This is a genomic window from Nocardia cerradoensis NBRC 101014 (assembly GCF_000308535.1).
Lineage (GTDB): Bacteria > Actinomycetota > Actinomycetes > Mycobacteriales > Mycobacteriaceae > Nocardia > Nocardia cerradoensis.
Map to the genome: position 1 here is coordinate 64135 of NZ_BAFW01000002.1, position 13338 is coordinate 77472.

Here is a 13338-nt window from a genome sequence, read left to right on the forward strand (position 1 = left end):
CCGTCGTTCGCCGGGACTACCGGTCAGAACACGCGCAGCTGTCCCGGACTCCAGAATCCGGAGCGCGTCGCGGTACCGGTGTCGATCTTCGCCGGGGTGGCGTCGGTGTAGTACCGGTTGTAGCGCTCCAGAGTGCCCCAGTCCCGAGCCCAGTTGTCCTTCAGGTAGGTCGGGATCGTGGTGGAACCCGCCAGCATCTGGGTGAAGCCGAGCGGGCCGCCGAATTCCTCGGCCTGCCAGGTATCGGTCGAGCTCACCGCGAGCGGGCGGTCGGGCAGGATGCGATAGTTCGGCATGGTCGCCACACCGTAGCGGTGCGGGAAGGGGTTCTGGCACGGGAACTGCAGGCCCACCGCCCAGTCCTCGAGCACCGGCTGTTCGGAGCCGAGGAAGGTGTTCAGCGTGACCATCTTCGGCACCCGCGGCGGTGTGAAGGCCAGCCACTGGTCACCGATCAGCACATTGCGATTGGCCGAGATCCGCACCGCATCGGCGTCCGCGGCGATCTCCGACAGCGGAACGCGCAGGTTGCGCCACGACGGCGCCGGGCCGATATCGCGCGGGACGTAGCTGCCCTCGAACTTCACCGAACCGTCGGGCTGGCGCTTGCCGTACTCCAGCTTCAGGTCCTGGCCGTACTGCAACGCACCCGTCTGATCGAAGGACAGGATGCGGCCGGCCGCCGAGATGACCACCAGCGGCGAATCCGCCGACCGAGCGGGCAGTTCGTACCAGCTCGAGGTCAGATGCGCGGGCTGCTGCAGGCCCTGCTGATAGCTGCCCATCACCGGTGTCGTCTTCGGGTCGAGGCCGAAGGGCAGTGCGACGGTCGAGCCGTTGACACCGGCTTCCTTGGTGGTGCCGCCGCCGGTGCCCGCGTTCTGGCCCTCGGCGAAGTTCGCGCCCACCGACTGGTTGGAGGTGTTACCGGTGCCCGGCTTCACCTCCACCGCATCGGCTTTCAGATCGGTCGGCACACCGTTGGGATCGAAGCCGGTCGGGTCGGCACCGGCCAGCGGATCGTTGTCCTTGGGCGGATGCGCGGGATCGATGATCGGATTCAACCGGCCCTGGTTCGAATTCGACTCGACCAGAACGTCGTCGGCGATTCCGCAGCGGTTGCCGTCGACCGCGTCGACGTTGCCGCGGGCCAGCGAATAGGCCGGGTACTGGGTCACCGCGCCCTTGGCCAGCGAGAGCACCTCGAACAACACCATCGCCGCGGCGACCAGCGTCAGCGGAATGGCCGCGAAGCGGCGAATACGCTTGCCGCGCGTGGATTTCGAACTCTCCGGCGGTTTGGCGTAACCCTCGCGCAGCGCCTGCCAGGCCACCACCGCGAGCGCGAGCCCGAACAGCACCAGCATGATCGTGTTGGACTGGAGTCCGTGCAGCGACACCGTCTTGTCGAACCACGGCACGCCGTAACTCGAGACGTACCAGTAGCCGTTGGTGCCGGAGAACGACAGCGCCAGCGCGAACAGCAAGGCGGCCAGGAAGATCGAGCGATTCTTGCGCGACCGCAGCGCCGTCGCCGACACCGCCACCGCGGTCACCGCCGCGAGCGCACCCGCGATGCCCGCATAGGCACCGAAGTGGTGGGTCCACTTGGTCGGGTTGAACATCATGAAGAAAATGGTTCCGCAGACCACCCCGATCAACCGCCAGGTCGGACCGCTCGAGATGCCCGGAATCTGCTTGCGCCGCAACAACACCAGAGCGGTCGTGATCAGGCACAGGATCATCACGATGAACGCGAACCGGCGCGAGACCGAACCGTCGACGGTCTGGACGAACAGGTAGTAGTAGCGCAGGTAGTCCTCGTACCAGGCCAGGTTCGGGCCGGTGAGGCGCCGCACCCGGTTGGCCTCCTGGATACCGGCGAAGGTCTGGTCGCTGTAGACGACGGTGAGTACCAGGAAACCGGCCGCCGCGATCGGCGCCAGCAACGGTAGTGAGGAGACGAACCCCGAAGCGCGCCAGCCGCTTCCGGCACGCGCCTGCAGATCGCGCTTGCGGCGCACCACGATGCGCACCAGCGGGCGGATACCGGCGAGCAGTGCGGCCACACACATCAGGCCGGTCGGCGCCGCGGCGAGCGTGAACGCCGCGACCAATACCGCGCCGGCGGCGGGCAACAGGCGTCCGGTCGCGATCGCGCGTTCGATGGACACCCAGGTCAGCAGCGCGCCCAGCGCGACGATCGGCTCCGAGCGCAGGCCGTTGTCGTAGGGCAGCCAGAAGGCGAGGAATACCAGCCCGCCGGTCCACAGCGCGACCTTCGAGGTCCGCACGCTGCGGCCCAGCCGCGGCACCACCTCGCGGCTGATCACCATCCAGCACAGAATTCCGCACAGCAGCGCGGGGATGCGCACCCACGGGCTGGCCGTGGAGATCTGCGCGAAGACCTGGATGACGTCGTAATACCAGCCGAACGGCGCCTCCGGCACGCCGTACCAGCGGAAGTAGTTGGCCAGATAACCCGCGTGCGGCGCCACGCGCACCATCGTCAGGATGTAGCCGTCGTCGGAGGTGTTGGCGCCGATGAAGTGCCACACCAGCAGGATGCTCAGCACCGCGCCGTCGGCCCAGGTCGGCTTCAGCCAGTGCGCGGGGAAGAAGCGGCGGTGACCGCGGCCGTCGCTGGTATCGAGGCGGCCGAGCGCGGCCAGCGCGATGAGTGTGCACAGCACCGCGGCGAGCATCGCGACCAGTTTGATCACGGTCGGCGACGACGAGAAGCGGGAGTCGACGGTCATATGGAACGACAGCCCGGCCGGCGCCGCACCCTTCAGATCCGAGAACACGCCGACCACCTGCGGACGCAGATCACCCTGCAGGGCGCCGTCCACCGGCACGGTCACCGTTTCGGTGCCACCGTCGGCGGCGGGCCGCTCGACCTGTTTGGTCAGGCCCTCGAAGTGGGCGTAGGTGCGGTCGATATCGGAGGTGATGCTGATCGCGGTGCAGCCGTCGAGTTCGGTGCGCTTCGCCGAGGCGACGATCGCGTTGCGGTCCACCACGTCGACCGAATCGCTGGTGACACGCACGAACATGCCCTCGAGCGCGGCCCGGTCGCCCTGCGGCGGCGCGGTGTTGAGCAGCATGCCGCCCTGGGGCAGTTGCGCCACCGTCGAACACGGGATGGAGGCCCGCAGATCCACCGGGACCTGCGACATCAGCGGCGCCTCGACATTGCCGATGGTCCCGCCCTGCGGCCAGTTCACCTCGGCGGTGGTCTGCTGGACCGGCAGAAACGGGGTGGCGAGCGCGAAGATCGCGCCGAGCAGGCCGGCGATCACGGCGATCAACCGGGCGGTGCGGAAATCGCGCGACGTCACCGGTTGTTCGGCGACCGTCGGTTTGGTCAAGACAGCTGTTGCGGCGTCGGGCACGGATGGTGATGTTATCTGCCCACACTGAGAGTGACGCTGTTCACGCCCCGCTATGTCACTTCGCCTTGATGGGCACATCCTTGACCCAGCCCCAGCGCGTCTGCACCGTCACACCGACGTCGGCCTGGCGCGCCTGCGGCACGTAGGGGGTGAATCGTTCCAGCGAACCCCAGTCCCGGCCCCAGTCGTCGTTCAGATAGGCGGGGATGGTCTGCGCCGACAGCAACAAACCTGTCCAGCCCAGTGGACCGCCGCCGATATCGTCCTGCCAGGCGTTGGAGGCGTCGGAACCGACCCGGTCCGGCAGGATGCGCCACTTCGGCACCTCGGCCACGCCGTCCTTGTGGTCGAACGGGCGCTGGCAGGGGAAGGCCAGGCCGACGTGCCAATCCTCGAGGACCGGATCGGTGTGTCCGACCACCGAATCGAGGGTGGCGAGCTTCGGCAGCCGGGGCGGCGTGACCGCCAGCCACTGCCGCGGCGTCAGGTCGTTGGCGACCGCCACGATCCGCACCGCGTTGGTGCCGTCCGGTACGCGGTCCAGCGGCACGCGCATATTCCGCCACGACGGCGCGCCGCCGATGTCCAGCGGTACGAACGAGCCCAGCGGTCGCACGGTGCCGTCGGCGGCGCGGTCGCCGAATTCGACGCGCAGATCCTGGCCGTAGGTGACCACGCCGTCGGCATTCACCGATTTGATCCGCCCGGCCGCGGTGACCACCAGCACCTTTCGGTCCGGGTCCTGGCGGGCGCCGGACAGATCCATCCGGTACCAGCCCGAGGTCAGATGCGCCTGCTGTTTGGTGCCGGTGGTGTAACTGCCCAGCACCGGGGTGCGGGCCGGGTCCAGCCCGAACGGCAGGGCCACGGTGCTGCCGTTGACGCCCACCTGCTGGGTGGTACCGCCGCCGGTGCCCGCGGTGGTGGTGTGCGTGGTCTTGTTCGCGGAATCGGTGTTGACCGAGTTGGCGCCGCCGGTGGTCGTCTCCTCGGCGTCGGCGGTCAGATCCTTGGCCACCCCATTCGGGTCGAAGCCCGTACTGTCGGCGCCGAGCGCGTCGGCCACGGAACCGGAGTAGGGCTGCAGCAGGGAATCGGCGGTGTCGGTTTCGGTGAGGACCGCGTCGGCCAGGGAACACGGATGTCCGCCCAGCGCACGGATATTCGACTTCGCGACGGAATAGGCCGGATACTGCGTGACGGCACCCTTGCCGAGGGAGGCGACCTCGAACAGCACCATGACCGCGGCCGCGATCGTCAGCGGTTGGACGGCCCACGTGTCGAACCGCCTGCGGCCGTTCGCTTTCCGATACGGCTCTCTGTAGTACTGATAGGCCGCCAGCAGCAGGCTCAGCACCGCGAGTCCGAGGAACAGCGTCGAGAGTCCCTTACCCGCGATCAGCGGCGCCTTGTCGTACCACGGCACACCGTAACTGGAGACGTACCACCAGCCGTTGGATCCGGTGAACGTGATCGCCAGCAGGAAGAACACCGCGGCCGCGAACAGCGAGCGGTTGTAGCGGGCCCGAATTCCGTTGATACCCACCGCGACCGCGGTCAGCGCCGCGAGCGAACCGGCCAATCCGGCATAGACGCCGAAGTGGTGGGTCCACTTGGTCGGAGTGAACATCATCAGCAACAGCGACATGAACACGATGCCGAGGATGCGGGCCGAGGGGCCCTTCGAGGTGCCCGGAATCCGGCCGTTCTTGCGCAACATGACCAGAACGCACACCAGCAGGCACAGCAGCATGCCGAGTATGCCGAACCGGCGGGCCAGTGAGCCGTCCGGCGCCAGCATCAGCAGCGAATCCCAGCGGGTTCGTTCGTCGAACCAGGCCACATTCGGGCCGATGATCTTGCGGACCCGGGTCGCCTCCATCACCGATGCCAGCGTCTGATCGGCGAAGACCACCACCAGGACCAGCGCTCCGGCGGCCGCGCCCGGCGCGAGCAGAGCGCCGTACCGCAGTATCGACGCGCCGGGCGAACCGCCGCCGCGGGCGCGGGAAATGATGTGCTGCAGGACCGGTCGCGAGCCGGCGACCAGAGCGGCGACGCAGATCAGGCCGGTCGGCCCGGCGGCGAGGGAGAACGCGGCGATCAATACCGCGACCGCGGCGGGCAGCAGTCGCCGGGTCGCGATCGAGCGTTCGATCGAGCACCAGGTCAGCAGCGCACCCAGGGCGATCAGCGGTTCCGGGCGCAGGCCGTTGTCGTAGGGCAGCCAGGCGACCAGGAACACCAGCCCCGCCGTCCACAGCGCGACGGTGTCGCGACGGACGCGAGAACCCAAGCGCGGCAGCACTTCCCGGCTGATCACCAGCCAGCACAGCACACCGGCCAGCAGCGCCGGCAACCGCATCCACCAGCCGGCGTCGCTGACCCGGGTCATCCAGGCCAGCACCTCGTACGGCCAGCCGAAGGGCGCCTCGGCCACTCCGAACCAGCGGTAGTAGTTGGCCATATAGCCCGAATGTTTCGACGCCCGGGCCATAGTGAGGATGTAGCCGTCGTCGGAGGTGTTGGCGCCGATCACATGCCAGACCACCAGCGTGCCCAGCACCACCACGTCCGCGACGGTGACCCGCCACCAGTGCGCCGGCAGGAAGCGTCGCGGCCGTCGGCCGTCGGCGGTATCGATCAGATGCAGGCAGATCAGCGCGATGAGGGTGAAGACGACCGCTCCGATGATCGCGGCCAGTTTCAGCGGGCTCGGCGTCGACGAGAAGCGTGAGTCGATGGCGGCGTGCAGATGGGCGTCGCCGAGCTGCTCGCGCGTCAGATCGGTGAAGACGCCGACGATCTGGGGCCGCACATCGCCGCCCACGGTATTGGTGAACGGTGTGCCGTCCTGGCGGGTGACACCGGTGAATTCGGCCGTCGTGGCCTGTGCGGTGGAGGTGACGGCGAAGCGTGCGCAGCCACCCACCTCGGCCAGCGGCGCCGACAGCAGCGGAATATCGCGCAGCCGGACCGAGAGCGTGCGCCCACCCGGCTCGTCGGCGACCTTTGCGATCAGGCCCTTCGCGGAGGCATTGGGCGCGTCGGCGGGCACGGTGGACAAGACCGTGCCGCTGGGGAGTTCGCGCAGCGCGCTGCACGGCAGCGACGCGTCGACGGTGAGCGGCACATACGACACCAGCGGCGCGTTCACCGGGACCGATTGCGGCTGCGGCCAATCCAGGCTCGCTCGGTCCTCCCGCACCGGCAGCAGCGGTGTGAGCACCGCGAGGGCGACGGCGATCAGTCCCGACAGGAGGGCGATCACGCGGATGCGGGGAAACGCTGGAGAGTCTGCGCGCACCCAGCGATGCTAAGCGACCGCAGCGACGGGCCCGGAGGTGGCAGCGCGCAACCGCGGAGGCCCCGGGTAGGTCGCCGTGGAATCAGCGCAGGCCGCGCACATCCCAGACGACGACATCGTCTACCACCTGCCCCGGGATGCCGAGCAACTGGTCGAGGGTCGCGCGGATCGCCCCGCCGTGTTCGGTCGGCGGCAGCACCACCACATCGGCGTGCCAGTAGGCGAGGTCGGCCAGCGCCCGAGTCCGTGCCCGGACATCGACCGGCTGGATCCGATCCGTTTTCTGTGCCCGCATCAACAGCGTCGCGGTCGGCCGGTCGTCGGGTCCGTAGCGGCCCTTCTTGCCGGCCGTCGGCCCGACGAAGTAGCCGCCCGCGAGCGGGAAGCCGAAATGGGAATCGACCTGCCAGTTCAGTGGCTGGGCGTCGAGCCGGGTCGGGGGCGGCGCGATCACGACCGACCCGTCGCCGACATAGCGGTCGACGGTGCCGTCGGTGAAGAATCGCGGCGTCGGATCGCGATGGGTCACCGGCAGTACGGTCGGTACCAGCGGGATCAGCGCCAGCGCCACGGCGGTGAACCAGATCACCGGCCGCAGATCGTTCGTGCCGCTGCGCGCGTAGTAGAGGATGCGCTGCGTACCCAGCGCCAGGATCGCCGCGAGCGCCGGAATCGCGGCCATGGTGAAACGCGTCTCCAGCACGGTGTTCAGCAGCGGCACCTGGTCGAGCCAGTGCCACGGCAGCGTGATCCCGGTATCGGACCTGCCGATCCGCAGCGAAACTCCCAGCGACAGGATGCTGTAGACCGCGATCACGGTCGTGGCCGCGCGAATCACCCGATATTCGCGGTTGCGCGAGCGCCACAGCCAGACCGCGGTCACCGCGGTCAACACCAGCAGCGGCCAGCCGAAGAAGGCGTTCTCCTCGGTCGGATTGATCGCGGGGGTCTCAGCCGGGGCGAAGACGCCGCCGAGCGATCGAGAGGGAAATTCGACCAGCGCCGTGAGATCGTTGCCCATCGGCCCGTGATCGATGGACCGGTAACTCTGCGGTCCGAAGAATTGCCACCACAGCGGAACAGCCGCGGCGGCCACCGTGATCACCGCGGCCAGCGCCAGGGTCGGCGTCACGGCACGCGCCACCCGCAGCCCGGTCCGAGGCCGGTGCAGGTAGTAGACGAGGGCGAACAGGCCGAAGCCGAGGGCGAAGATCAGCAGCGGTTCCTCGCCGAGCGCGATCTGGAGCGCGACCAGGACCGCGAGCACCCCGGCCTCCCGCACCCGCCGCGCCCGCGTCACCGGTTCGCCGCGCACGGCCCGGCGCGCCATCCGGATCACCAGGACCGCGAGCACCGGCAGAATCGCCAGACCGACGAAATTGGGATGGGCGTTGGCGTGCGAGACCATCGCGGGTGCGAAGCCGCAGAACGCGCCGCCCAGCGCGGCGGCGAAACGGGACGACACCAACTCCCGGGAGAACAGCCAGTACCAGGCGAAACCGGTTCCGGCCAGGCCCAGGGTCAGGACCAGGGCGAAGGTGACGGTCGGGCCGAACAGCAGCGTCACCGGAGTCAACGGGATACCGACGCCGAACATGGCGGTATTGGCCATCATGTTCACGCCGTCGGGATAGTTCTGCAGATTCGTGCCCAGCGGATTGTGCAGATGGATCACCGCATGCGCGGTTTCGGCGAAGAACCACTCCCACATCGACTGATCCTGGCCGCTCGCGACCAGATATCCGTGCGCGGTGTCGCGCCACTGCCCGGACAGGACGTAGACGGCGGCGGTCAGGTACACGGCCGCGACCACCAGATCCGCGCGGGAGGCGAGCAGACGGTCGCGCAGGCGCGCGCCCCGGGAGGGTCTGTCCCCGAGTGCCGGATCCAGGGGGCGCAGCTGGTGCCCCTCGGACAGGACGGCCGCGCTCACCCCCGGACGCTGCTCGTCCGGAACCGCTGGCCCGCCCTGCACCACTGGTAAAACACTCCTTCGGCCGACAATCAGCCACCCACCGTACCCATCCGGAGCGAGGCAGCGCCGGATGAGCGTTGGTTATCCACAGGAATGGAGAAATTCCACAGCGTTATGCACAGGGGGAGTCAGCGGCGTACGACCAGCGTGAACGGCCCGATATCGGTGATCCGGAAGTGTGGATCGGCGAAGAGGGTCCCCGGGAACTCGACCGTGTAGCGGCGCACGTTCGGATCGTTCGGATAGACGTCCTCGGCCAGGCGCAGGGTGTAGTTCTCGCCGCTGCGGCGGAACAGGAAGGCGTCCGGCGCGCGCCAGGGGGAGTGGTTCAGCGCGTCGATCAACTCGGCCGGTGATTTCAGTTCGCTCCACCGCTTGATCTCGGCGGCCCGGGCCGGGAAATCGGCGAGCGGATTGGCGTAGTGGGACGTCAGTGCCTGGAAACCGAAGTACGGGTAGTAGGACAGGAAGCTGGTGTCGGCGGTGAGGACCACCGTCTCGTCGCGCGGTCGCCCGGTCTGCTCGGTGAGGGTCTGATCGATGCGCCCGTAATACGACACCGCCGAGGGACTGCGCTTGTCCGCACGCGCCCCGTGGCCGTCGGTGTCGGTGTATGCGGTGGTGATCTCGGCGTTCAGGATGCCGGGGATGCTCTGGGTGAAGGCCAGCGCCCCCAGGACCGCGACCACCCCGGTCGCCGCCCGGAACCGCCGCGGTTCGTCGACGGCCTGGTAGATCGCCCGTGCCCCTTCGACGAATCCGAACGCGCCCGCCGCGGCGAGCAGCACCTGCAGGATGGGTTCCAACCGGAAGGCCAGCCCCGTCGTACCGGCCGCCGTGACCAGCATGGAGGCCAGCGACCACAGATAGATCGCGACCACCGAGATGGCCAGCGCCTGGGCTCGGCGCGAACTCGCCGCCCGCACCACCAGCCAGATGGTGCCGAGCAGGCAGAGCGCGCCGAGCAGCGGTTCGGAGAAGTCGAACATCGGGAAGGCCAGCCGCGAACCGGACTCCGGCAGGTAGTGCAGGGCGGTATTGGATTCCGGCAGATGCCCGGTCAGCACCTTCGCCAGGTACGGACCCCAGACGATCAGGGCCAGGATCGCGGCGATCGCCCCCATGACGATCAAGCGCAGCAGAATCGGCCACAGCAGGCGGAAGACACCGAGCCGCGGAGCACGCGGCTGATGCACCGCGATCTCGCGCTGCTGCCACCACAGGGTCGCCCACGCGACCAGGCCCATCAGGGCCACGGTGAAGACGGCGACCACGAAGAACAGTGTGTAGAACATCGCCGAGAGTCCGAGGAACGCGCCGGCTCCGATCGCCGCGCCCCAGCCGCCCGCGGTGCGCGGTTCGCCGGCCGGACTCGCTCCCGCCCCGAACTCGGCGGGCCGGTACAGCGCACCCCAGGCGAGCACCATCGCCGGTGCGAACAGGATCACCAGCACGGCGCTGTAGGCCTCGGGGGAGGCGAACGCCACCATCACCGCGGTGGTCGTCGCCGCGACAGCGACCGCCCAATCCCACCGAATCAGCTTGGACCACAACACGAGTGCCAGCACCGACGCCACCGCCAGCGACACGATCGCATACGGTTTGAACGTCTCCCACCCGGCCAGGCCGAGCAGATTCGCGACGCGTCCGCCGATCCAGAACCACCCGGCCGGGTAGTACGCCGGAATGTCGGCGTAGGTCATATCGTGCAGCGCGACGGTATCGGTGAGTCGCGTCAGGTATTCGGTGCGGAATTCCTGATCCACCGAAATGCCGAACAGATACAGCTTGGTCGCCGCGAGCGGCATTCCCAGCGTCACCGTGACGAAGGCGGAAATACCCGCCCAGGACAGCACTTTCGCCACCCACGGCCACCGGCGCAACCGGATCAGCACGATGGCGAGCACCAGCAGCACCGCCGCCCCCGCCTGGCCGACGGTGGTCAGCGCCCGAGTCACATTGGAGGAGTTGAACGCCGGCCACTGCACCGCCGACATCGCCGTCAGCCCGATCGCCGCCACCAGCGCGGCGACCACCGCCCCGACGGCAGCCTCCCCGAGCCCGCCCCCGATCTGCCGGACTAGTACGCGCACAGTGCCTCCGGATCCTCTCTCGCCGCCGATCTGCCCGCGAGCCTACAAGCCGGGTGGAACCGGTTCGCGTCGGTGCGACGCTCGCGCCGCGCCGGCGGCCGTCCTCGGAAAACGACGAAGGAGAGCCGGCGCTCGGTAGCGGCGACTCTCCTTCGCGGCTCGAGACCGAGCCGAACTAGATGGGAAGTTTGCGGAAGATCGGGCGCGGAACGTGGCGCAGGATCATCATGACCCAGCGGAACGTGCCGGGCGCCCAGACCAGTTCCTTACCCTTCTCGGACGCCGAAACCGCAAGCGCCGCAACGTCTTCCTTGTTGACCGTGAGCGGCGCCTCGGCGACGTGCGCGGAGAACTGCGTGCGCACCTGGCCCGGCCGCACGACGGTGACGCGCGGGCCGTGCGGGCGCAGCGCTTCACCCAGTCCGAGGTAGAAACCGTCCAGACCGGCCTTGGTGGAGCCGTAGACGAAGTTGGCGCGCTTGACGCGCTCACCGGCCACCGAGGACATCACGATGATCCGCCCGAAACCCTGGGCCTTCATCTTCTCGCCGACCAGCACGCCGACCGACACGCCCGCGGTGTAGTTGACCTCGGCTACGCGCACGGCCTTGAGCTGGTTCTGCCACAGCTCCTCGGCATCACCGTCGAGCGCGAAGGCGACGACCGCGACATCGATATCGCCGTCGGCCCAGGCCTGTTCGATCACCTTGGGGTGGCTGCCGGTGTCCAGCGCGTCGAAGTCGACGATCTCGACCTTCGACGCGCCCGCGGCCTCCAGCTGAGCCACCGACCGCGCCCGCAACGGATCGTTCGGCAGCGCCGCGAGCACCACCCGTGCCGGGCCCTTCTTCAGGTACTCCTCGACGATCGCGAGGCCGATCTCCGAGGTACCGCCCAAAAGCAGAATGTTCTGCGGGTTACCTACCGCGTTGATCACTGCAGCTCCAGCCTTCTCGCCATATCGGACATGAAAACGCCTGTGGGATCGACACTTCGGCGGACTTTGATCCACTCGTCGATCTTGGGATACATCTTGTGGAAGGTCTCCGCGGTGGTCCGGGAGTCCTTCGCGGTGTAGAGACGACCGCCGAATTCCAGTACGCGCCGGTCCAATTCGGTGACCAGCTCGTTGAGGCCGGGCCGCACGGGGAAGTCGACGCAGATGTTCCAGCCCTCCATGGGGAAACTCAGCGGCGCCTGGTTGCCCGGGCCGAAGAACTTCAGCACATTGAGCGCCGAGTAGTGACCGGAACGCTGGATGTCGACGATGATCTTGGTGAATTCGTCCAGCGCCTCGGGCGGCAACACGAACTGGTACTGGATGAAACCGGCCGATCCGTAGGCCCGATTCCACTCCGAGACGACGTCCAGCATGTGATAGAACTGCGTCAAGTTCATGATCTTGCCGGTGTAGTTGCCGCCGAGCGCGTAGTACGCCTCGCCGACCATACCGAGGGTGAGCTTGTTCGCCGCGAAACTCGGGAAGACGTTCGGCACCGTCAGCAGATTCGGCGCGTCGAACTTCAGCGGGTTGCCGCGCAGTTTCTTCGGCAGTTCGTCCAGCTTGGCCAGACGACCGCGAGATACGTTGGCGCGCCCCAGTTTCGGCGGTGCGCTGATCACGTCGAACCAGGTCGAGGAGTACGTGTAGTTCTCCTCGGAGCCGTCCTTGTGTACGGCGATGGTCTCGTCCAGCGTGGCGGTCTTGATGCCGTCGGCGATGAAGTAGGCCGTCTCGGTCGGCGTCATCTCGATCGTGGCACGCAGGATGATGCCGGTCAGGCCGTTGCCGCCGACGGTCGCCCAGAACAGCTTGGCGTTCTTCTTGGGACCGATGTGCTGAATCTTGCCGTCGGCGGTCAGCAGATCGATCGAACGCACGTGATTGCCGAAGCTGCCCGCGCTGTGATGGTTCTTGCCGTGGATATCGGAGGCGATGGCGCCACCGACGGTCACCTGACGGGTGCCCGGCAGGACCGGAACCCACAGGCCGAAGGGGAGCGCGGCCTTCATCAGCTGATCGAGGCTGACGCCGGCATCCACGTCGACGAGGTGGGTGTCGCGGTCGATCCGGTGGATGTTGTTCAGCGCGGACATGTCGATGACGAGGCCGCCACCGTTCTGCGCATGGTCACCGTAGGACCGGCCGAGCCCGCGCGCGATCACACCGCGCCGCAGGTACGCCGGCTTGGACTCGTTGTCCTCCGCGACCATGGCCACAGCCTTGGCGATCAGTTCCGGATCGCCGGTCGAGAGCACTTCGGAGGTGGAGGGCGCGGTACGACCCCAACCGGTCAGTCGACGGGTGCGCGTCGGCAGCGAAAAGCTGTCGGCGGAGCCGTTGCTGCTTGCCTGTGACGCCTCGCCGTCGCCCGCGGAGTTCGCAGGACCCGCGGCGGTGGAGGTCTGAGCTTTCGTGGACATCGGCATAGAGGCTACAGGTATGACCGGGGAAGGGGTCGGGTGTCGCGGGTCCGCGGCCCGCTCGAGGCGGATTTCACAGCGGCGACCGGGGCGGGAGCGCCACTGTCGCGGCGGCGTGGGGGTGCGGCTGTCGCCGCGGCGCCA

At 68.1% G+C, this 13338-nt stretch carries 6 protein-coding genes; all 6 read right to left on the minus strand.

The window, feature by feature from the left end:
- Positions 1 to 23: 23 nt before the first annotated feature.
- The 6 genes from ON23_RS00525 to dprE1 all read right to left on the minus strand — a co-directional run bounded on the left by ON23_RS00525 (position 24) and on the right by dprE1 (position 13194).
- The gene (locus ON23_RS00525) at positions 24 to 3395 is read right to left on the minus strand and encodes an arabinosyltransferase domain-containing protein (protein ID WP_039775191.1); all 3372 of its coding nucleotides are present in this window, start codon (positions 3393 to 3395) and stop codon (positions 24 to 26) included.
- Between the two features lie 55 nt (positions 3396 to 3450).
- Positions 3451 to 6702 carry an arabinosyltransferase domain-containing protein gene (locus ON23_RS00530; protein WP_039775194.1) on the minus strand — a complete coding sequence of 1084 codons (3252 nt, stop codon included), beginning with the start codon at positions 6700 to 6702 and terminating at the stop codon, positions 3451 to 3453.
- Between the two features lie 82 nt (positions 6703 to 6784).
- Complete coding sequence (locus tag ON23_RS00535; protein WP_086006812.1) at positions 6785 to 8635, minus strand: DUF6541 family protein; 1851 nt, start codon at positions 8633 to 8635, stop codon at positions 6785 to 6787.
- A gap of 170 nt (positions 8636 to 8805) precedes the next feature.
- Positions 8806 to 10770 (minus strand): galactan 5-O-arabinofuranosyltransferase, encoded by a 1965-nt coding sequence (locus ON23_RS00540; protein ID WP_051041750.1) that lies wholly within the window; start codon positions 10768 to 10770, stop codon positions 8806 to 8808.
- 175 nt (positions 10771 to 10945) lie between these two features.
- A complete protein-coding gene (dprE2, locus tag ON23_RS00545; protein ID WP_039775195.1) occupies positions 10946 to 11707 on the minus strand; it encodes a decaprenylphospho-beta-D-erythro-pentofuranosid-2-ulose 2-reductase in 762 nt (253 codons plus the stop codon).
- Positions 11704 to 13194, minus strand: a complete 1491-nt coding sequence (gene dprE1 / locus ON23_RS00550) for a decaprenylphosphoryl-beta-D-ribose oxidase (RefSeq protein WP_167331833.1) — start codon at positions 13192 to 13194, stop codon at positions 11704 to 11706. Before dprE1 ends, dprE2 begins: the two co-directional genes overlap by 4 nt.
- Between the last annotated feature and the right edge of the window lie 144 nt (positions 13195 to 13338).

Excerpts from the sequence above, each read along its gene's own strand:
- dprE1 (WP_167331833.1), bottom strand. The coding sequence starts at position 13,194 with ATGTCCACGAAAGCTCAGACCTCCACCGCCGCGGGTCCTGCGAACTCC.